This window comes from Pseudomonas sp. GW-45, from assembly GCF_056896675.1.
This window is the reverse complement of sequence record NZ_CM167674.1, coordinates 3652376-3674800: the sequence shown is the minus strand read 5'-3', so window position 1 is coordinate 3674800 and position 22425 is coordinate 3652376. Positions and strand designations below refer to the sequence as shown.

Sequence of the window (22425 nt, the reverse complement as noted above, 5' to 3'; positions counted from 1 at the left end):
ACGCGCGCGCTCCAACAGCTATTGTCAGGCCATCAATACCCGGATGTATTCATGGCCAAAATACAACACACAAGAATAGGTCTGCTGATCCTGCTGGTTGGCGGACTCGCTCTCGGGCTGTTTTTTTTGTTTCTCGCCGCTAGCGCTTGGCAACAACGTGAGCAGCAATGGCAAAGCCAACAGGCCAATGAAGCCGCAATCATCCAACTGAGCATTGCGCAGAGCCAGTTAGCGCTGCGCAACCAAGCGCTAATGGCCGCCCGCACCCTGGCCGAGGATCCCGACACACGCCGCCTGATTCGGCGCATCAAAACGCTTACTGTGAGCCAACCGGATAATCGCACTGACATTCTGCGTCTACGCGCCCAACTGCGCCGCGACCTGAATGGCGTTTGGTCGATCCTGCAACGCGGCGGCGCGCAGATGCTTGAAGTGCATTTGTCTGACCCCGCCCAATCCCTGCTGCGCATGCAGGAAGTAAACGACCCGATTGACGTTACGCCTGGCGATGGACGACCCCTGCTTTTGCGTGCGCTTGCCTCGGGCCAAGAACAAAGTGGTTTGCAGTCCTGCCCGCTGGGCGCACGCCAAGCCGCCGTGGTGCCGGTATTCGCCAACGACGATGCTGGCAGCTCGCCGGTCGCGTCCATTGAAGTCGGCTTTTATGTGTTGCCTAAGCAACTCGCCGAACCCGTTTCTGCCGAGATTGATATAGCGCTGCTGATGCCTCCCAGCGCATTTTCAGACCAGAGCAAATTAACCCCCACCGAGAATGGCCGCTGGCTGCTCGGTCATTACTCCAACCCGGCGATTAATCAATGGCTGGATTCCGCCGATCTGCCAACTACGCTACACACCCCAAGCCATCAACTGCTACGCATCGGCGAGCAGGTCTATTTGATTGCCTCAGTGCCCTTACTGGAACCAGGCGCTTCGGCAAGCGAAGCACACAACGCCGCGCGCATCGTCGCCTGGCATGACATCTCTGCCGCCGCCGCTGTGCACCAGCAAGAGCAGTCACGTCTTTTGCTCAACTGGTTGCTCGCCTGTCTCGCCACCACACTTTTGTTGACAGCACTAGCATTTGCCTTCCGCAGGCATACACATCGCCAGGCATCGCTGCACCAACAGGCGATATTGGCGGAAAGTCAGCAGCGCGAGCGCAGCCGACAACTGTTGGCCATCATTGCCAATGCGCAGTCCGCCTATATTCAGCACGATCAGATCAAACAGGGTTTTTCGCAACTGCTGGAGCAGATACTCCAACTGACCGAGAGCCATTGCGGCACTGTCGCTCAGGTGCGCTATAACGACGAAGCGCAGCCCCAGCTAATACCTTATGCCGTAAGCCCTTTAAACGAAAACACCGACGGGGCGGCACAGCTACTGGCGCACAACGCGAAACTGTTCGACGTTTTACTGAGTACTCAAGAAGTTGTTATTGAACAAGACTTCTCACCTGAGAACCAACTGAGTTCTTTTCTAGGCCTACCTGTTCTGTATGGCGATCGGCTCGTTGGTGTTCTGGCGTTGGGCAACCGTGCCGACGGTTACGCTGCTGAGATGGCCGAGTTTCTCGCTCCGCTGCTGGCAACCCTCGGCCAGTTGATTCATGCGCTGCGTCTAAACGCCGACAAACAGCAAATCAAACTCCGCCTGGAACGCCAACGTCACGCCCTGCGGTCACTCAATGAGGTCTCGGCCGCCACCGGCATCAATCTTTCTGAGCGCCTTACGCGCACCTTGCAGTTAGGTTGCGAGCACCTGCAACTGGACCTCGGGCTGGTCAGCCACATCGAAGGAGAGAGCTACAGCGTACTGGCCAGCTATGCTGAAAACGAAGCCCCACCCGTAGGCACCCGTTTCGATTTCGAGCAAACCTACTGCAGCCTGACGTACCTGCACAGCGACGTACTGGCCATCGACTCCATGGGCAACTCACGCTTCAGCGGCCACCCCTGCTACCAAAGCTTTGCTCTTGAAGCCTACATCGGCATCCCTCTATTAGTTGACGAAAAGCGTCTCGGCACACTGAATTTTTCCAGTGCCAAGAGCCGTGCCTTGCCATTCGATGAGGTTGATCTGGAGTTCATGCGCTTATGTGCTCGCTGGATCAGCAGATTGCTGGAGCAGGACAGTATCGAGCAGCAACGCGAGCAGTTGCTCGAGCGCTTTAACAAGCTCACGCGTCACCTGCCCGGTATGGTGTACCAGTATCAGCTATCGCCCGATGGCAAAGGCATGTTCCCGTATACCAGCGACGGTATTGCCGATATCTACGGCATCACGCCCGAGCAGGCAGCCAGCTCCGGGGAGCTGGCGTTTGATCGGGTGCATCCAGACGATCTTGAATCAGTAATCGACAGCATCACTACCTCCGCGATTAGACAAAAAACCTGGCGTGCCGAATACCGCGTGCACCATCCGCTGAAAGGCGAACTCTGGGTTGCCGGCTTCGCCAGCCCCGAGCAACTCGATAACGGCGATATTGTCTGGCACGGCTTTATTGCCGACATCACCAACCGCAAGCGCATACAGCTAGCGCTGGCCAGTGAGCAGCAGCGCCTGGAGCGGGTAATAGAGGCTACCGGCGTAGCCACCTGGGAATGGAACCTGGACACGGATGAGGTCATCACCAACTCGCGCTGGGAGCAGATGATTGGCTATCCGACCGAGGCCCTCGCACCTATTACATCGGCGACCTGGATTGAGCGCATCCATCCGGATGATCGTGCCCACTTCGATAAGCAACTGACAGATCACCTGAGCGGCAAGTCCGACTTTTACAGCTCCAACTGCCGCATTCAGCACCGCGATGGGCATTGGATCTGGGTGCAGAACCGTGGCCAGGTCGTCACGCGGGACGTAGACGGCACACCAAAACGTATGAGCGGCATCCATTCCGACATCAGCAGTGAGATGCAGCAACAGGAGGAAATACGTGAGGCGCGACTCTTCCTCGACGCACTGATCGACGCGTCTACCTCGGTGGCGGTTATCGCGTCTGACCCGCAGGGCAGTATCACGCTGTTCAACTCCGGTGCCGAGAAATTACTCGGTTACGCTGCAGGCGAGGTAGTTGGCAAACTGTCACCCAATGTTTTCCATCTGCAAAGCGAAGCCCTGCGCCACGGCGAAACCCTAAGCGAAGAAGTGGGCCGTCCGATTGAAGGTGTCGAAGTCTTTCTCTATCGCGCACGAATGGGCGGTTCTGAAACTTTGCCGTGGACTTACGTGCGCAAGGATGGCGAGCACCGTCTGGTCAATCTCACGGTGACACGCATCGCCGACGGCGAAGGCCGGCTCGTAGGCTTTCTGGGAATGGCCACCGACATCACTGACCTGATCCACACGACCCGTGCCCTGCAGAAAAGCGAATCGCGCTTTCGCGGCATGGTCGGCAACCTGCCAGGCGCAGTCTACCGCTGCCAAGCAGACGAGCTATGGACCATGTCATATCTCAGCAACGAGGTAGAACGCATCACCGGCTATCCGGCTAGCGACTTCATCAACAACCAGCGCCGGAGCTATATGAGCGTTATTCACCCTGACGACCACCAAACCACCCTGGTGACGGGGGAGAACGCTAGCCTGAACGACGCCAGCTTTGAACTCACTTACCGCATTTTGCACGCCGAAGGCCACGTGGTGCAGGTGCGCGAGAAGGGCCGCGCCGAGTACGACAGCAACGGCAAGCTTATGTGGTTCGACGGTTTCATATGGGATGTTACCGAACAGATGCGCGTTGAGCAGCTGAAGTCGCAATTTGTCTCCACCGTCAGCCACGAGCTTCGCACCCCGCTAACCGCGATCTCCGGCGCTCTGAAATTGGTCAACGGCGGTGCGCTCGGCGCTGTGCCCGAAAGCATGCAGCATTTGCTGGGCATCGCCGAACAAAACACCCAGACGCTCAACGTGCTGATCAACGACCTGCTGGATATGGATAAACTGGCCGCCGGCAAAATGCATTTTGAAATGCGCCTGCAACCTCTGTTGCCGCTGCTGCACAAGGCGCTGCAGTTGAATCAGAGCTACGCTGATCAGTATCAGGTCAGCCAAAGCTGCGCCGAGCTGGAAGATGCCTGGGTTCAGGTGGATGCCTTGCGATTGGGTCAGGTGCTGAGCAATTTTTTATCTAACGCCGCCAAGTTCTCCAAAACAGGCGGCGACATTCAGTTGAGCAGCCAGGTTTCTGATGGTCAGGTATGCATCAGTGTGAGCGATCAGGGCGTGGGCATTCCTGCTGGCTTCCATGATCGGATATTCCAACAGTTCTCTCAGGTAGACAGCTCCAACACCCGCCGGCGCGGCGGCTCAGGGCTAGGCCTGGCAATCAGCCAGGAGCTTATATTGCACATGGCCGGCAGCATTGGCTTTGACTCCGAGCCAGGCGTGGGTTCACGGTTCTGGTGCTGCCTGCCCGTGCAGAGCAAAACGTCGCAAACGCCGGATAACCCTCCCCAGCTCCCACAGGAAGCCGCGCGATGACTGTCCAACCCGACGCCGACGAAGAGCAGCGCCTACAGGCACTGGCGCGCTACCAGATCATGGATAGCGCCGGCGAGCAGGCCTTCGACGACATCACCGCACTGGCCGCACTCTGGCTAGACATGCCGATTGCCTTGATTTCGCTGGTGGATGATCAGCGTCAGTGGTTCAAGAGCCGCGTTGGACTGGATGCACAAGAGACGCACCGCGACCTAGCCTTCTGCGCCCATGCCATCCAACAGAGCACCTTGATGGAGGTGCCCGATGCCAGTTTGGATGCACGCTTCAGCGCCAATCCCCTGGTCACCGGGGATCCTTTCATTCGCTTTTACGCTGGCATGCCAATCATCACCCCGGAAGGCTCGCGCCTGGGCACCTTGTGCGTCATCGACAGCAAACCCCGCGACTTGAACGCACGCCAGCGCGAAACCCTGCAGCGCTTGACGCGCATGGTGGAATACCAGTTACAGCTGCGCCTGCAGCTACTGCAAAGCATTGAGCGCAAACAGGAGCTGCGAGATCAGCGCGCACTGGCCGAGGGGCTGCTGGACAACATCATGGCCGGGGTCGCGGTATGTAATGAGGCGGGTGAGCTGACCCGTTTTAACAACACTGCACGCCGCTGGCACGGGCTGGATGTTCGGCAGATGCCGCCAGAGCAATGGGCTCACTACTACAGTTTGTACCGCCCCGATGGCGCCACCGAATTGACCAGCGAAGAGATTCCCTTGCTGCGCGCCTGGCGCGGTGAGCAAGTCGAGAACGCTGAAATATGCTTGCATGCGCAAGATCAGGCACCGCGTTTTCTACTCTGCAATGGTGGCCCACTCCAACGGCAGTCCAGTCCTTCTGCGGCGATGGTGGTAATGCACGACATCACCGAACTGCGCCAGACAGCCTTGCTGAAAAGTCACTTTCTGGCGACCATCAGCCACGAACTACGTACCCCCCTGACTTCCATCGGCGGTGCTGTCGGGCTACTGCGCGGCGGCACCTATGGCGAACTCCCTGCGCCGGCAATGCGCTTGTTGCAGATTGCCCATGACAACATCATCCGACTTAACGAACTGGTCAACGACTTACTCGATATGGAGAAGCTGGAAGCCGGAAAACTCCAATTGCTGTGCACCGAACAGCCAATAAAGCCGCTGCTTGAGCAGGCGCTGGAAGCCACCCGACCCTACGCACAGCGCTTTCGAGTGACCCTGCGGCTCAGTGAGCCCTGCCCCAATCCACGGGTATTTGTAGACGAGCGTCGACTCTTGCAAGTGCTGGGCAACTACCTTTCCAACGCCGCCAAATTTTCCCATGAAGGCGGCGAGGTTAGGGTTGAATGCGAACGCTTGCATGACTGTATCGAAGTCAGGGTAATTGACCAGGGCATCGGCATAGCCCCTGAGCAACACGCCGAGCTGTTCAAGAAGTTTACTCAGCTGGATATCAGTGACGCACGCAAACGCGGCGGCACCGGGTTAGGGCTGGCTATCTGCAAAGAGCTTATGGAACGCATGCAAGGCGAAGTAGGGGTATCATCCACGCTGGGGCAAGGCGCCGCCTTTTGGTTTCGTCTGCCGTTGACCTCAGATGCGGAATATCGATGAAGCAGCCACGTTACAGCCGTCTGGCCATAAAGATACTGCTACTGATTCTTGGCGCCAGCCTGCTGGAAGTACTGCTCTCAGGGCTGGTGACCCAACATGCACTGCGCACCGACATGCAAAATCTGCTGATCGAACAGCAGCAGCGTGTCAACCGCAATGCCGTGCAGTTGATTGATCGTGAGCTTGATGTTCGCGAGCAGTTTCTGAACACCCTCGCGGGGCAACTGGCGCTAAGCGGCCAGGTCGACTACGCCGCCAGTGAGCAACTGATCCGCAGCCAGCGCCCTGGCATCGACGGCTACTTTCCCGCCGGCATCCTGATTCTAAACACTGTCGGCATCGCAGTCGGTGAGTCAACGCGGGTAGAGGGCAGGTTGGGTACCAATTACGCCGATCGCCCGCATATCAAACAAGCGTTGAGCAGCGGTGAGCCCACTATCAGCAAACCGATCATGGGCCGCACCATGCGCACCCCTATCCTCAGCATCAGTGCACCCGTAAAGCGGGCCAATGGCGAGGTTGTTGGCCTGATCGCCGGGGTTATTGAGCTGGAGCGGGAGAACCTGTTCGATGCCGCTGTAAATCTCACCCTGGGCGTTCCGTCGCGTTTGTACGTGATGGATACCACTCACCAGATCTACGTGACCTCGACTGATCCGCACCTGGCCATGCAGCCACTACCCAGCAACGAAGCGAGCCCCTTGCTGGCGGCTCTGCGCAGCGGCGAAAGTATGGGCCTGCTAGCTAATGCCGAGACCGGTGGTGAGGATTTGTTCATTGCCGATGGGATGCCGAATCTGGGGTGGCACGTGGTCAGCTTGACCCCAATGAAACAGATCACCGACAAGCTCGACCCCATCCTTGCGCAGAAGCTGGTTATCGGTCTGGTGTTCTTCCTGCTGCTCAGTCTCGCACTCATTCTACTGTTGCGCCGCGCCATGCGCCCTTTGAGTTCAGCCGCGCAGCAAATCACCGAGATGATGGACGGCAGCAGACCTATCCAGGCGATTCAGATAAATCGCACGGACGAAGTGGGTTACCTGGTGCATGCTTTCAATCAGCTAAGTGAGCGCCAACAAGAACAAGCTCTGGAACTGCAGCGCGAGCGCGATTTGTTGCGCAGCCAGTTTGAGCAATCCTCCGACGCTATCGTGCTGCTAGACATCAACAGTCTGCAGATTCTGGAGGCCAATCCGCAATCGTCACGCTTGCTCGGCTATAGCGCTACCAGTCTGCGCGACAGGCCCTTCACCGAGTTGCTGGAAGCCAACCAAGCCCCGCTTCCCGAGCTGCTCAAGTTAGCAATGACGGTAAACGGGCACTCCAATATGGCGTTGCTGCGGCAATTCGGTGGCGTTGTGCACTGTGAGGTCACCGCCGCCAGCGTTGGCCTGCCTGACCAGCGTCAGCTGATGCTTAACCTGCGCGATATTTCCGAGCGCCTGCGTAGCGAGCAGCTGAAAAACGACTTTGTGTCCACCGTTAGCCACGAGCTACGCACGCCGCTGACCAGTATTTACGGCACCTTGCGGCTAGTGAATAGCGGTGTGCTGAACGGCCGGCCCGAGCAGGCCAACTCGTTATTGCTGGCAGCCGAAGACAACAGTCAGCGGCTAACCGAGCTGATTAATGATCTGCTCGATATCGACAAGCTCGAAGCCGGGAAGCTCGAGCTGGACCTGCGACCACTGGATCTGGACGCACAACTACAGGCTGCACAGCGCATGCTATCAGCCGTAGCTGACGATGCTGGTGTGAGCTTACAGTTACCCGCTCCGGGCAAATTATCGGTGCAGGCCGACGCGCAGCGCCTGCAGCAGGTGCTGGCCAACCTCCTGTCTAACGCCATTAAATTTTCACCGCCGGGCGATGTGGTCACCATCGAAGTAGAACAGGTTGAGCAGTACATTCGATTGTCCGTCACCGATAACGGCGAAGGCATTCCGCTGGCATTCCAGCCGAACGTGTTCCAGCGCTTTGCCCAAGCCGACGCTACCGCCACCCGCCAACGCGGCGGCACCGGGCTGGGCCTGGCTATTACCCGCTCGTTAGTGCGCGCCATGAATGGACGCATCGGCTTCAGCTCAATGCCTGGCCAAGGCAGCTGTTTTTGGGTTAGTTTGCCTAAAGCGCTGCCTGACTCCACCCCCGCCCACCGCACCGATAGGGTGCCCGACAGCAATGGATCCAAGGCCCATGAATAAACTTGAACGCATCATTCACATTGAAGACGATCTCTCAATTCAAGAGGTCGCTCGGGTAGCCTTGGAGATAGTGGGCGGTTTTACTGTCAAAAGCTGCGACTCAGGCGCACAGGGCCTCGCAGAGACGCCAGCCTTTAATCCACAGCTGGTGCTGCTCGACGTCATGATGCCCGGCATGGACGGACCACAAACGCTGACTGAATTACAGAAACTGCCCTGCATGGCCAACGTGCCGGTGGTGTTCATGACTGCCAAAGCACAGACCCAAGAGGTCTCGGCTTATCACCAGCTGGGGGCTGCCGGGGTGATCATCAAGCCTTTTGATCCAATGACGCTATCAGAGCAGATAACCGAAATATGGAATACCTGGCATGAGCAATAAGGATCAACTGAGTAGTCAGTTAGCCGAGCTGGAAAGCCGCTTCCGCGACCGTTTGCGTGCCGAGCTGGCGGAGATGGCCGACGCTGCCAAACAGGTACTGCAAGGCGAAAGCAACGACCCACGTAGCCATCTTGTGCTACGCGATCGGCTGCACAAGCTGGCTGGCTCGGCCGGCACCTTTGGCTATAACACGCTGGGTAGTGCTTGCCGCGAACTGGAAGTACAGCTCCAGCAGCAAATCGACAAGCCACCAGCCGACGAAACACTCATGCGGCGACTGGCCGAGCACATTATTCAGCTCGACAGCTTGTTGATCGATAAGCATGAAACCCTGCCGCAAGCACCCAGTATGAGCGATGAGAGTCATATCCCCAACGCCGACCGGCATATTGCCCTGGTCGTGGGTGAACAGGAACTGGCGCAACAAATGAGCCAGACCCTAACCAGTTTCGGCTATCAGATCAGTCAGTTCAGCGAGCCGGCCGAACTCTTCGAGAGCTTAGACAGCCTCGACGCCGTTATCATCGACACCAGCACCGGCGAATGGAATGCTCAGGAACTCACGGAGAAACTGCGCAGTACGCCAGATAGCGAGCCTTTACCTTTGCTGGTCATCAGCTCCGACGACAGCTTCAACAGCCGCTTGGCGTCGGTGCGCGCGGGAGCCCGAGGCTTTTTCACCAAGCCAGTGGATCTACCCTCGCTGGAAAGCCGTCTGGAACGGAGCTTTACCAATCATCAAGCCGGCCCCTTTCGCGTACTGATAATCGACGACGATACAGAGCTGGCAGCGCGCTACGCACTGATTTTGACCAGTGCCGGCATGTTGGTGGAATCCGAGTTCGATCCAGAACTACTGTTAGAAAAAATGCATGCTTTCGGCCCCGACGTGGTACTGATGGACATCAACATGCCAGATTTCAGCGGCCCCGAGCTAGCCCAGGTAATACGTCTGAACGACGACTGGTTGCGCGTGCCGATCATTTATCTATCAGCAGAAACCAATGCCGAGCGTCAGATGTCAGCGCTGCTCAAAGCCGGTGACGACTTCATCACCAAGCCCATCAGCGACAGCGCTCTGCTGACCACTGTATACGCACGCGCCCAACGCGCCCGTATGGTCAGCGACGCACTCTCACGCGACAGCTTGACCGGCCTGCTGAAACACGCAGACATCAAAGACCAACTCGATATTGAGATAGGCCGCGCTCAGCGCTCCCAACAACCCGTCAGCATCGCCATGATTGATATTGACCACTTCAAATCGGTCAACGATCAGTATGGTCACCCGGTCGGCGATAATGTGATTCGCGCCTTGTCCAACCTGCTGCGCCAGCGATTGCGCAAGATAGACCGGCTGGGTCGCTACGGCGGTGAAGAGTTTCTTGCGGTGCTGCCTAACTGCAGCATTGAAGACGCGCAACAAATCCTTGACGAAATTCGCGCCGCTTTCGCTGCACTGAATTTCAGTGCCGATGAACACAATTTTAACTGTACTTTCAGCACCGGAATCAGCGCCTGCACAGCCGACGACTGGCCCTCCGACGGCCTGCTCGACCTGGCCGACAGACGCCTCTATCAAGCCAAGAAAGGCGGTCGCAACCAGGTATGCAGTGAGAGCGAGTAGCAGCGCCAGGGATCTCCGAAGGCATCCTCTGGCTTGGTCAGACTCCGCAACTTTCTTGTAACCCAGTTACAGCTTGCCAGCATCCAGCTGTTACAGGATCTGTAGCAGACTATCTGAAGTTGCCCGCACAAATGATAATGGTTAACATTAGCCATTAGATTGCGCGGCCGCGCACGGCAAGCGCTACATTGCCAGCCCCGCTTGCCCATCGCGGCTAACCCCTCGGACCGAAAGCGATCATTCGTGCGGTTCAAAGCTCTACGGATTGCCCATGATTGCAGCACTTACACCCTTGTTTCAGGGCCCTCTTGCGGCCATGGCCGATTGGCTCACCCTGGCCGATGACCCGCGGCCCAGCCTGAGCATGGCCGAGTATCTGAACAGCGAACAACTCACCGATCAGTTGCAGCGCTTCACCCCGCAGTACGTCAATGCTGATCAGCGCGCGGTAGTGTCCCTGTGGGGCAAATACCACTTCATCCGTTTGGTGGTGCCCACGGTAGCCGCCAGCCTGTTGCTCAACTGGCGACTACCAGTAAGCTTTGATGAGGTGCAGGTTATTGTTGGCGAGGATGGCCTCCCAACAGCTTTCAAGCTGCCGCATCAAGGTGAGCCCTGGAGCAGTGCGCCAAGCAATGGCTTTACGCGTCTCGAAACACTGTTCGACGGCCATCTAGATGTACTGATCCGCGACCTGGCCGCGCGCTACAAGGTTTCACCCAAAGTGTTTTGGAGCAGCGTGGGCCATTACTACGAGTGGATTGTCGAAGAGGTAGCCCAGCTAACGGCTGATGCAGAGGCTGTGACCCAAGCTCGCCAATTGATCAGCGACAAGAACCGCCCGGACGGCTCACGCAACCCATTGTATGGCTGCGTACGCTACCGTCAGCGGGAGGGAGAGCAGGCATTGCACCGTGAGCGCAAACACTGCTGCATTCGCTACCTTTTGCCCGACAAAGCGCTGTGCAGCAACTGCCCGCATATTGATAAGCCGCCAGCCGGTTATGATCCGGCAGGGCGTAGCGATTAACCGTCGTTCTAACGCGTGATTGTCACTTTTCAGCCTATTTTCGCAGCTAACTCCCGCGTTAAGTCGAAAGCAGATATGGCTTTGCAGCCACTATTATTTTGCCCTGACCACAGCGGAGAAAAGTCGCCACTGCCCGTCTTTTCGTTTGCAGCACGCAGCGGGGCCATGGCCGTACCTGCAAGCGGAAACAACGGCGCCAGCTCGCTCAGCGGACCTAACTCGCGTATCGCACGGTTAACAATGCCGCGCGCCGGGCCACCCGAAAACACATTAGTTAACGCGGTATGCTGTGCGGCCTCACTCTTGAGCGCGGCCCGGTGCAGCTCGGTCGTAGTTGCCTCAGGGCAGAGCAGGTAAACCGTACCCATCTGCACACCCGCCGCCCCAAGCGCCATAGCCGCAGCTACGCCGTTCGCATCCGCAATGCCACCAGCGGCAATCACCGGAATATCCAGCGCCGCCACCAGCTGCGGCAGCAGGGCAAAAGTCCCCATCTGCAAACTCAGGTCCGCGCTAAGAAACTGCCCTCGATGGCCACCGGCTTCCAGCCCTTGCGCAATCACCGCATCAGCGCCATGCGCCTGCAGCCATTTGCCTTCAGCCAGCGTAGTGGCTGTGGACAGCACCTTACCGCCCCAAGCCTTGATGCGCTCGATAATCGCAGCTTCAGGCAAACCAAAGTGAAAGCTCACTACCGGCGGGCTGAACGGAGCGATCAGCTCCAGGGTCTCCAGATCAAAGGGCCGCCGCCCAGCGCCCGCCTGAATAGCGTCGATATCCAGATCAAATTCTGCGTAAAAAGGCGCCAAGGCGTTGCGCCATTGTTGCTCACGCGCATCATCCGCTGGCGGGTTGCGATGGGCAAAGAAGTTGAGATTCCAGGGACCTTCAGCCTGCTCGCTGAGCACCACCAACTCGTCATGCAAGACTTCAGCGCTCAACATCGCACAGGGTAGTGAGCCCAAGCCGCCCGCACGGCAAACAGCCAACGCCAGCGCACTGTTCTGCACGCCGGCCATCGGTGCCTGAACCAACGGTAAGTTGGTACCCAACAGATTTTCGAGTCGCATTAGACCGCTCCTTTCACGTGTATAGGGGAATACTCGACGATGCCGATGGTAGACCCTCGCACACCACTGAGGAACCCACCACGCTCAGATCTTTCGAGTACCTGCGTCTTCTGCGTGGGGAACTATCCGGCGGGGTACGTTGGTCTATGGATGTAACGATTGAAGTGGAAAGCACATAACGCAGGGCTTCTTCTGAACCTTGTTTTCTCGCGCTGGCGACACCGCCGGCGCTGATGTTTGCTACCGCCCCCGGTATTAACTCAGAACTCAACCGGAGCCCAGCGAGCACAGAGTCCAACGCTTATATTCGATGATCGAGAGGAAATCATGATAAACACGACAGGCGAGAACAGCAGCATCCCCCCGATTGGCATGGGCACCTTTCGCCTCAAGGGCGACGACGCTTACAACGCGGTCAGTACCGCGCTGGAACTGGGTTACCGGCACATAGACACGGCCCAGATCTACGGCAACGAACAGGACGTGGGCCGCGCCATCGCCGACAGCGGCGTGCCGCGCAGCGAGTTGTTTGTGACCACCAAGATCTGGACTGACAACTTCACCCAGGAAAAATTGATCCCCAGCCTGCGAGAGAGCCTCGATAAGCTGCAGCTCAATCAGGTCGACATGACCTTGATCCACTGGCCCTCACCCGGCGGCAAAGTGCCGATGCAGGAATATCTGGGTGAATTGATGAAGGCCCGTGAGCAAGGTATGACGCGCCTGACCGGGGTATCCAACTTTACTATTGATCAGCTCCAGGAGGCTTGCGAACTGGTTGGGCTGGATAACATCGCCACCAATCAGGTTGAGATTCACCCCTTCCTGCAGAACCGCAAGATGATTGAGTTTGCCCGCGAAGAGGGGCTGCATCTGACCGCTTATATGCCATTGGCAGTTGGAAAAGTAATGAAGGACAAAACCCTGGACCGCATCGCCGAAGAGCATGGCGCCACGCCACCGCAGGTAGTGATGGCTTGGCTGATGCTGCAAGGCATCGCAGTGATTCCGTCCTCCACTAAACGGCTGCATCTGGAGAGTAACCTGGAAGCAGATCGCGTACAGCTCACCGCCGATGACCTGCACTTTATCCGCGAGCTGGATGCCGGCGAGCGTATTGCCGATCCGGATTTTGCGCCTGATTGGGATTGAGCTGTTGGCTTGCGGGAGGCTGGGTTTAGTCCGCGCCACTAGTGGTGCGTTTGAGGCCGCTGGTCGGGTGATGGAAGGCCGGGGTCCATCCCGGCCATCGGTGGGGCGTTTGACGCTGCTGGTGAAAATGAAAATCGATGTTCCGGGAAACGAGCGTTATTCAGCCAATGCTGGCAAATCCCTAAACAGCTCCAGCGCCTCAGGATTGGCCAGCGCATCGGTGTTTTTAACCGGCTGGCCATGCACTACGTTGCGCACCGCCAATTCAACTATTTTGCCGCTCAGCGTGCGGGGGATATCTGCTACGGCGATAATCTTTGCGGGTACGTGACGCGGCGTGGCATTGCTGCGGATTACTTGCCGTATCTCGGCTGACAAATCATCATCCAACAGCACTCCATCACGCAGCCGCACAAAGAGCACCACGCGTACATCGTCGTGCCATTGTTGCCCGATGGCCAACGATTCCAGCACAGTTTCGACCTTTTCCACCTGCCGATAGATTTCCGCTGTGCCTATGCGCACGCCGCCGGGATTGAGTACGGCATCTGAGCGACCGTGAATGATCAGGCCACCGTGGGCCGTCTCTTCGGCGTAATCGCCGTGCGCCCAAACGCCGGGAAAACGCTCGAAATAAGCAGCGCGAAAACGGCTGCCGTCTTCATCATCCCAGAACCCCAGCGGCATGGACGGAAAGTGGCGAGTGCAGACCAGCTCGCCTTTAGTAGGCCCTCGAAAACCTACCTGCGTTGCCATCGCGGCGTTAAAAACAGGCTCAGAATGCTCATTTACACCACGTAAATTGCGCTTCTTCGCCTGCTTTTGCCTTGCGCTGGCTGCCTCGCCTACGCTTTTCAAAGACCTGCTACTGCTAATAGGTTGCCCTTCGTCATCCCACACCTCAACCGCCATACCCAGCCCCTTGCTCTGTAACTCACCACGCCACACCGGCAGGGTCGGGTTACCGAGAGCGAAGCAGGAGACGATATCGGTGCCGCCAGAAATGGACGACAGGCAGAGGTCCGGCTTGAAGCAGCGGTAGACGTAATCAAAGCCCTCATGCGCCAGCGGTGAGCCGGTCGAGAGCAGGGCTTTGAGGCGGCTCAGCCGATGACTCTCCGCCGGATTTACTCCCGCCTTCTCCAGCGCGGCCAGATACTTGGCGCTGGTGCCGAAAATACTGATATTTTCCGCGTCAATCAGGTCAATCAAACGCTCAGGCGCGGGATGAAAAGGTGAGCCGTCGTAAAACACCAAAGTGGCGCCCAGCGCCAGCCCGGAGACCAACCAGTTCCACATCATCCAGCCGCAGGTGGTGAAGTAAAAAAGGGTGTCTTCGGGGTGCAGGTCGGTATGCAGGCCGTGTTCTTTCAGATGCTGCAGCAGGGTGCCGCCAGCTCCGTGCACTATACATTTGGGCACGCCGGTGGTGCCGCTGGAATACAGGATGTAAAGCGGGTGAGCGAAGGGCAGGGAGGTAAACTGCGGCTCGCCGCCGGGCTGACAGGCCACGTCCCAGTTGACCGTCGAAACAACGGATTCAAACTCCGTTGAACGCGCTGTTATGCCGCCGTAAGGCACCAGAATCAACTGTTGTAAACCGTCCAACTGCGGCAGGATTTCGCCCAGCTTGGCGCTTAGATCCAACTGCTTTCCGGCATAGCGATACCCGCTGCACGCGATCAGTACCTTGGGGCGGATTTGCCCAAAGCGGTCGATCACGCCCTGGGTGCCGAAATCCGGCGAACAGGAAGACCAGATCGCCCCCAAACTGGTGGTCGCCAACATACCCACAATGGTTTGCCAGGTGTTGGGCATCAACGCCGCCACGCGATCGCCGGGTTGCACGCCCAAGGCCTGCAAATGGCGCTGCAATCCAGCCACATGCGCGGCTAGCTCGCGGTAACTCAGCTGCTCACGGTGACCGTCTTCGCTCACCGCAACCAGCGCCGGATGATCATCACGGCGGCGCAGCAAATGCTCGGCGAAGTTGAGGGTGGCGCCGGGAAACCAGCGGGCATCCGGCATCTGTGCGCCTTCTTCCAGCACCTTATCCGCCTGGGAGTGAAAACCAACAGAAAAGTAATCGGCGATGGCCTGCCAAAAGAGCGCGCGCTGTTCAATGCTCCAGTTATGCAGCTCAGCGTAATCCGCTAGCTGCAGACCGTGCTGGGTGTTGACCAACCGGCGAAAGGCATCCATCCGCGTGGCAGCGATCCGTGCGGCTGAAGGCGTCCAGAGCGGCTGGTTCATTGTGCAGCCTTGGTCAACAAAGCCCGTGCGACCCGCGAGCCATTGCTTTTACCCAGCACGTTGCAGATATGCTGCCCAGACTGCACCAACGCAGCCATGTCGATGCCCGTATCGATACCCAGCCCATTGAGCAGGTAGAGCACATCTTCGGTGGCTACGTTGCCGGTCGCGCCCTTCGCATAAGGGCAGCCACCCAGCCCGGCCACCGAGCTGTCGAACACGCTGATGCCCTCAAGCAGGCTGGCGTGAATATTGGCCAGCGCCTGGCCGTAGGTATCGTGAAAATGCCCGGCCAATTGGCTGCGCGGTATATCACGCCCTACCACGTCGAAAAGACGACGGGTTTCGCCAGCGGTGCCGACGCCGATGGTGTCACCGAGGGAGACTTCATAGCAGCCACTGTCGAGTAGCTCGCGGGCAATCGCAGCCACTTGCTCCGGCGATACGTCACCGTCGTAGGGGCACCCCAGCACACAAGAAATATAACCGCGCACCTTGACGCCATGCTCCTGCGCCGCCGCCATCAACGGCTCAAAACGTTGCAGGCTCTCGGCAATCGAGCAGTTGATGTTTTTTTGCGAGAAAGCCTCGGAGGCAGCAGCAAATACGGCGACTTCCTGCACGCCAGCAGCCAACGCCGCTTCAAAGCCTTTCAGGTTGGGCGCCAGCGCCGCGTAAGTCACGCCAGAGCGCTGCTGGATACCGGCAAAGACCTCGGCCGAGCCCGCCATCTGCGGCACCCACTTGGGCGAAACGAAGCTGCCTACTTCAATGTAGCTCAGGCCCGCCGCGCTCAGATCATCGACCAGCCGTACCTTGTCGGCCACGCTGATGGGTTGTTTCTCGTTCTGTAAGCCATCACGTGGGCCCACTTCGACCAGGCGTACCTGCTGCGGCATTGTCATTCACTTAACTCCTGCAATTCGATCAGCACCCGGCCCTCGTCGACCAGATCACCTTCGGCGCACCCCAGTGCCAGCACTTTTCCCGCCTGCGGGGCACGAATACTGTGCTCCATTTTCATCGCCTCAAGCACCACCAGCAAGGTGCCCGCCGCCACCTCGTCACCCACCTTCACGGCAACGCGCACGATACTGCCGTTCATCGGTGCAGTCAGGCCGCCCTGCGGCGCGTGCGCAGCTTGAGCGGCGCTAATGGGATCCACGCGGCTTATCTCGCGCAATTGCCCGTCCCAACCAAGAAACAGCCGTTCGCCACGCCGTTGCAAGGGATAGCGCCGACCTTGCCACAGTATCTGTTCAGCTTGCAGCACAGCGCCTTCAACCGGCAGGGCTCGCCGGGTCTCTTGTTCACAGCGCAGGTGCACTGTCTGCGCACTCGGCATGCCGAGGCGCAACGCGTTGTTGGGCGCCCAGGGCGAGTGCGGATCGTCGCTGCGCGCAGCAGCAGGATCAGTCAGCAACCAGGCTCGCGCGGCCAGTGCCCAAAAAGCGTCTGCCAGCGCAACGGGGGGTGGCAGCAAGGCATCAGCGTAACGTTCGATAAAACCGGTATCCAGCTCGGCGGCGGCAAATGCCGGGTGCGCCAATACGCGTTTCAGAAACGCCAGGTTGCTGCGCAGGCCACCAATCAATTGTTCATCCAGCATGGCCAGCAGGCGGCGACGCGCGGTCTCGCGGTCTTCGCCCCAGGCTATCAGCTTGGCCAGCATGGGGTCGTAAAAGGCCGACACTTCATCGCCCTCACTCACGCCGCTGTCGACGCGCCGACCGGCACCTGCGGCGGGTTCACGATACAGCGTCAGATGGCCACTGGCGGGCAAGAAATCTTGCTCGGGATCTTCCGCGTACAGCCGCACCTCAATGGCGTGGCCGTTTAGCGGAATATCCTGTTGGGCCAGCGGCAAAGCCGCACCTTGCGCCACGCGCAGCTGCCAGGCAACCAGATCCTGCCCGGTGATCGCCTCGGTGACGGGGTGCTCAACCTGCAACCGGGTATTCATCTCCATGAAGAAGAATTCGCCCCGCGCATCGAGCAAAAATTCTACGGTCCCGGCGCCGACGTAACCTATCGCTTGCGCAGCCTTGACCGCTGTCTCACCCATGGCTCGGCGCAGTTCAGCTGATAATCCCGGTGCGGGTGCCTCTTCCACGACCTTCTGGTGGCGGCGCTGAATCGAGCAATCGCGTTCGTGCAAATACACCGCATTGCCGTGACTGTCGGCGAAGACCTGAATTTCCACGTGGCGTGGCTTGAGCACGTACTTTTCCACCAGCATGCGCGCGTCGCCAAAGGCCGCTTGCGCTTCACGCTGCGCCGAGGCCAAAGCATCAGCCAGCTGCGCTTCGCTCTCAACCACTTTCATGCCTTTACCACCGCCGCCAGCGCTGGCTTTGAGCAGCACCGGGTAGCCAATGCGCTCGGCTTCCACGCGGAACGTCTCTAGCTGCTGATCGGCGCCGTGGTAACCCGGCACCAGCGGCACGCCCGCATCTTGCATCAAGGCCTTGGCCGCCGATTTGCTGCCCATGGCGTCAATCGCTGCGGCGGGCGGGCCAACAAAAATCAGGCCGGCGGTCTCGCAGGCGCGGGCAAAATCAGCGTTCTCGGACAGAAAGCCGTAGCCAGGATGAATCGCCTGCGCGCCGCTGTCGTGGGCAGCCTGAATCAGCCGATCGATGCGCAGGTAGCTGTCACCCGGCTTGGCACCGCCCAGATTAACGGCCCGATCTGCCTCGCGTACGTGCCGAGCGTGACGGTCGATCTCGCTGTGTACCGCCACTGTGGCGATACCCAACTCACGGGCAGTACGCATGATGCGGCAGGCAATTTCGCCACGGTTGGCAATCAGCAGGGAATCGATCATCTGGGTATCCATCATTATTGTTATCGGTAACTCAACGGCTCTTCGGCAGCCAGGCCGGATCACGCTTTTCCAAAAAGGCGCTTAGCCCTTCCTGCCCCTCAGGGGTAACTCGAATACGCGCAATCGCCGATTCGGTATAGCGGCGCAGCGGGGGCGACATGTCGCCATTTTTTACTTCTTGCAGCAGCACCTTGGTCGCACGCATGGCCTGCGGGCCGTTTTGCAGCAAACGGTCGATCCATTGCACTAATTCATCTTCCAACTCAGCCGCCGGATAACATTCGGCCAGCAGCCCCAATTCGCGCGCGCGCTCGCCATGAAAACGCTCCGCCGTGAGTGCAAAACGACGCACCGCACGCGAGCCCATGGCTTGCACAACGTAGGGGCTGATGACCGCTGGCACCAAACCAATGCGCACTTCGGACAAGCAGAACGTGGCCTCCACTGAACCTATTGCCATATCGCAGCAGCTGATCAAACCCAGCGCGCCACCAAAAGCCGCGCCATGCACCACAGCCAAGGTGGGCAGCTTGAGCTGCGCCAGGCTAGCCATCACCTGCGCCAACTCGCGGGCATCGTTAAGGTTGGCGTTGTAATCCAGCGCCGCGCAGTCGCGCATCCAGCCGAGATCCGCCCCTGCGGAGAAGTGCTTGCCCCGGCCGCGCAGCATCATAAAACGCACACCCGGCTCCGCCTCGACCGCATCAATGGCTTGCAACAGCTCGTTGATCATCTCGGCATTAAACGCGTTGTTCTTGTCTGGCCGGTTGAGCCAAAGGGTGGCAATGCCGGTGTCGCTGAACTCAAGTTCTATGGTCTGGTAATCGGTCATGATCTTTGTCTCGATGAAGGGTGGCGATACTAAGCTGGACGTCGCAGGCCGGAGATTGGCATGTTTAACGGCACACCGTTGGTTTGTTATGCACGGGCGACTCTCAGCTTCTAACAATACGCGCCCGGTTGGCGCGGTTACGCGCGCCGTTACATCCGAAATACCCCGAACCGCGTCTGCGCAATCGGCGCATTCAGGGCCGCGGAAATCGCCAGACCGAGAATGTCCCGCGTCTGCGCGGGATCGATTACCCCGTCGTCCCAAAGGCGCGCGCTGGAGTAATAGGGATGGCCCTGTTGCTCGTACTGATCGAGGATAGGTTGGCGCAGAGCGCTGGCCTGCTCGGCACTGAAGGTCTCGCCGCTGCGCTCGGCTTGCTCCTGTTTAACCTGTACCAACACACCCGCTGCTTGCTCGCCGCCCATCACCGAGATACGTGCATTCGGCCACATCCATAAAAAACGCGGATCGTAAGCGCGACCACACATGCCGTAGTTACCCGCACCAAAGCTACCGCCAATGATCACTGTAAATTTAGGCACCTGTGCGCACGCCACAGCAGTGACCAGTTTCGCGCCGTGCTTGGCGATACCCCCGGCCTCGTATTTTTGCCCGACCATAAAGCCGGTGATGTTTTGTAGAAACAGCAGCGGGATACCGCGCTGGCAAGCCAGCTCGATAAAATGCGCGCCCTTCTGCGCCGACTCGGCAAAAAGGATGCCGTTGTTGGCCAGGATCGCCACCGGGTAGCCGTGCAAATGCGCAAAGCCACACACCAGGGTAGTGCCGTATAGCGCCTTGAATTCATCAAAGGCGCTGTCGTCCACCAAGCGGGCGATCACTTCACGCACATCGAATGGCTGCTTGGCATCAGCGGGGATGATGCCGTACAGCTCGTCTGCCGGATAACGCGGTGCAATCGGTTCGCGCAGGTTCAGCTCGCCCTGCTTGCGCCAATTCAGATTAGCGATACAGCGGCGCGCTAGCGCCAGCGCATGCTCGTCGTTCTCGGCGTAATGATCGGCCACGCCCGAGGTGCGGCAATGCACATCAGCGCCGCCCAAATCCTCAGCACTGACCACCTCACCGGTTGCGGCCTTCACCAAGGGCGGGCCAGCCAGAAAGATGGTCGCCTGCTCGCGCACCATGATGGCTTCATCGGCCATCGCCGGCACATAAGCGCCACCGGCAGTGCATGAGCCCATCACTACCGCGATCTGCGGAATGCCCTGCGCGCTCATGTTGGCCTGATTGAAGAAGATGCGCCCAAAGTGCTCGCGATCCGGGAATACCTCGTCCTGGCGAGGCAGGTTGGCGCCGCCGGAATCCACCAGATAAATACAGGGCAAGCGATTCTGCTGCGCGATGGTTTGCGCGCGCAGGTGCTTCTTCACACTAAGTGGATAGTAAGAGCCACCTTTCACGGTCGCATCGTTGGCGACGATCATGCACTCCACACCCTCGACTCGCCCGATACCGGCAATCACACCCGCCGCTGGCACCGCTTCACCGTAAACCTCATGGGCCGTTAGCTGACCGACCTCCAGAAAGGCCGAGCCCGCATCCAGCAACGCATCAACCCGCTGGCGTGGCAGCAACTTGCCACGCGCCAAATGCCGCGCCTGCGCCGCCTCACCACCGCCCTCGGCGATACGGGCGAGCAGCTCACGCAAGTCAGTGACCAGGGTGCGCATGGCATCAATGTTGGCGACAAACTCCGGCGAGTGAACATTGAGTTGAGTGGTTAATACGCTCATGCAAGCACTCCCATGAGACGGCTAGCGCGTTTCATTGAACAGCTCCCGCCCAATCAGCATCCGCCGAATCTCGCTGGTGCCCGCACCAATTTCATACAGCTTGGCGTCGCGCAACAGTCGGCCGGTGGGGTAATCGTTGATGTAACCGTTGCCGCCAAGAATCTGAATGGCGTCGAGCGCCATGCGGGTGGCCGCTTCAGCGGTGTAGAGGATGACCCCGGCGGCGTCCTTGCGGGTGGTTTCGCCGCGGTCGCAGGCTTGCGCCACGGCGTAAAGATAGGCGCGGCTGGCGTTCAACTGGGTATACATATCGGCCACCTTGCCCTGGATCAGCTGAAACTCGCCGATGCTCTGGCCAAACTGCTGACGGTCGTGGATATAGGGCACCACCACGTCCATACAGCTCTGCATAATCCCGGTCGGGCCACCGGAGAGCACCACGCGCTCGTAATCCAGCCCGCTCATCAGCACCTTAACGCCGCCATTCAGCGCACCGAGAATATTCTCCGCCGGCACTTCGACGTTATCGAACACCAGCTCGCAGGTGTTTGAACCGCGCATGCCCAGCTTGTCGAGTTTGGGGCTACGCGAGAAACCAGGAGAATCGCGCTCGACGATAAAAGCCGTCATGCCGTGCGCGCCTTTTTCCGGCTCGGTCTTGGCGTAAATCACATAAACGTTAGCGTCCGGCCCGTTGGTGATCCACATCTTGTTGCCGTTGAGCAGGTAATGGTCGCCGCGCTTATCCGCGCGCAGCTTCATGCTGACCACATCTGAGCCCGCATTCGGCTCACTCATCGCCAGCGCGCCCACATGCTCGCCGCTGACCAGTTTGGGCAAGTACTTCGCCTTCTGCTCAGCGTTACCGTTGCGATGAATCTGATTAACGCAAAGATTGGAATGCGCACCGTAAGAAAGGCCTACCGAAGCCGACCCCCGGCTGATTTCTTCCATGGCGATCACATGCGCCAGATAGCCCAAACCCGAACCGCCGTACTCTTCAGCCACGGTAATACCGAGCAAACCCAGATCACCAAAGCGCCGCCACAACTCCGCCGGAAACTGATTGTCCCGGTCGATCTCAGCCGCACGCGGCGCCAGTTCAGCAGCCACAAAACTACGCGCTTGATCGCGCAGCATCTCGATGGTCTCGCCAAGACCGAAGTTAAGCGACGGATAATGCATGATTCCACCTGCTGTTT

General features: G+C 58.7%; 14 protein-coding genes. 7 read left to right on the top strand and 7 right to left on the bottom strand.

Annotation, left to right across the window (positions count from 1 at the left end; genetic code table 11):
• Window positions 1-51 precede the first annotated feature (51 nt).
• The 6 genes from AC1XYH_RS17300 (at window position 52) to fhuF (ending at window position 11332) form a co-directional block, all read left to right on the top strand.
• A complete protein-coding gene (locus AC1XYH_RS17300) occupies window positions 52-4488 on the top strand; it encodes a PAS domain-containing protein (protein ID WP_483324356.1) in 4437 nt (1478 codons plus the stop codon).
• On the top strand, window positions 4485-6089 hold the full coding sequence (locus AC1XYH_RS17295; RefSeq protein ID WP_483324355.1) for an ATP-binding protein: 1605 nt from the start codon (window positions 4485-4487) through the stop codon (window positions 6087-6089). Before AC1XYH_RS17300 ends, AC1XYH_RS17295 begins: the two co-directional genes overlap by 4 nt.
• Complete coding sequence (locus tag AC1XYH_RS17290) at window positions 6086-8293, top strand: sensor histidine kinase (RefSeq protein ID WP_483324354.1); 2208 nt, start codon at window positions 6086-6088, stop codon at window positions 8291-8293. The genes AC1XYH_RS17295 and AC1XYH_RS17290 overlap by 4 nt, the downstream gene beginning before the upstream one ends.
• Window positions 8286-8675 (top strand): response regulator, encoded by a 390-nt coding sequence (locus AC1XYH_RS17285; RefSeq protein WP_483324353.1) that lies wholly within the window; start codon window positions 8286-8288, stop codon window positions 8673-8675. The genes AC1XYH_RS17290 and AC1XYH_RS17285 overlap by 8 nt, the downstream gene beginning before the upstream one ends.
• The gene (locus tag AC1XYH_RS17280) at window positions 8665-10302 is read left to right on the top strand and encodes a diguanylate cyclase (protein WP_483324352.1); all 1638 of its coding nucleotides are present in this window, start codon (window positions 8665-8667) and stop codon (window positions 10300-10302) included. Before AC1XYH_RS17285 ends, AC1XYH_RS17280 begins: the two co-directional genes overlap by 11 nt.
• 271 nt (window positions 10303-10573) lie before the next feature.
• Complete coding sequence (gene fhuF / locus AC1XYH_RS17275; RefSeq protein ID WP_483324351.1) at window positions 10574-11332, top strand: siderophore-iron reductase FhuF; 759 nt, start codon at window positions 10574-10576, stop codon at window positions 11330-11332.
• A gap of 29 nt (window positions 11333-11361) precedes the next feature.
• Here fhuF and AC1XYH_RS17270 read toward each other — a convergent pair whose 3' ends face one another.
• The gene (locus AC1XYH_RS17270) at window positions 11362-12402 is read right to left on the bottom strand and encodes an NAD(P)H-dependent flavin oxidoreductase (RefSeq protein ID WP_483324350.1); all 1041 of its coding nucleotides are present in this window, start codon (window positions 12400-12402) and stop codon (window positions 11362-11364) included.
• A gap of 327 nt (window positions 12403-12729) precedes the next feature.
• On the opposite strand from AC1XYH_RS17270, the gene dkgB reads away from it, so the two are divergent.
• On the top strand, window positions 12730-13554 hold the full coding sequence (gene dkgB, locus AC1XYH_RS17265; RefSeq protein ID WP_483324349.1) for a 2,5-didehydrogluconate reductase DkgB: 825 nt from the start codon (window positions 12730-12732) through the stop codon (window positions 13552-13554).
• A 156-nt stretch (window positions 13555-13710) separates the two neighbouring features.
• Here the strand turns inward: dkgB and AC1XYH_RS17260 are convergent, their stop codons facing one another.
• The 6 genes from AC1XYH_RS17260 to AC1XYH_RS17235 form a co-directional block, all read right to left on the bottom strand.
• Window positions 13711-15807: an acetoacetate--CoA ligase gene (locus AC1XYH_RS17260; RefSeq protein WP_483324348.1), complete on the bottom strand. Its 2097-nt coding sequence runs from the start codon at window positions 15805-15807 to the stop codon at window positions 13711-13713.
• Entirely contained in the window at window positions 15804-16712 is a 909-nt protein-coding gene (locus AC1XYH_RS17255) for a hydroxymethylglutaryl-CoA lyase (RefSeq protein ID WP_483324347.1), read from the bottom strand. The genes AC1XYH_RS17260 and AC1XYH_RS17255 overlap by 4 nt, the downstream gene beginning before the upstream one ends.
• Window positions 16709-18649 carry an acetyl/propionyl/methylcrotonyl-CoA carboxylase subunit alpha gene (locus tag AC1XYH_RS17250; protein ID WP_483324346.1) on the bottom strand — a complete coding sequence of 647 codons (1941 nt, stop codon included), beginning with the start codon at window positions 18647-18649 and terminating at the stop codon, window positions 16709-16711. Before AC1XYH_RS17250 ends, AC1XYH_RS17255 begins: the two co-directional genes overlap by 4 nt.
• Before the next feature lie 16 nt (window positions 18650-18665).
• Entirely contained in the window at window positions 18666-19466 is an 801-nt protein-coding gene (locus AC1XYH_RS17245; protein ID WP_483324345.1) for a gamma-carboxygeranoyl-CoA hydratase, read from the bottom strand.
• 149 nt (window positions 19467-19615) lie between these two features.
• Window positions 19616-21223 carry a carboxyl transferase domain-containing protein gene (locus AC1XYH_RS17240; RefSeq protein WP_483324344.1) on the bottom strand — a complete coding sequence of 536 codons (1608 nt, stop codon included), beginning with the start codon at window positions 21221-21223 and terminating at the stop codon, window positions 19616-19618.
• Window positions 21224-21244: 21 nt separating this feature from the next.
• On the bottom strand, window positions 21245-22408 hold the full coding sequence (locus AC1XYH_RS17235; protein WP_483324343.1) for an isovaleryl-CoA dehydrogenase: 1164 nt from the start codon (window positions 22406-22408) through the stop codon (window positions 21245-21247).
• Window positions 22409-22425 lie beyond the last annotated feature (17 nt).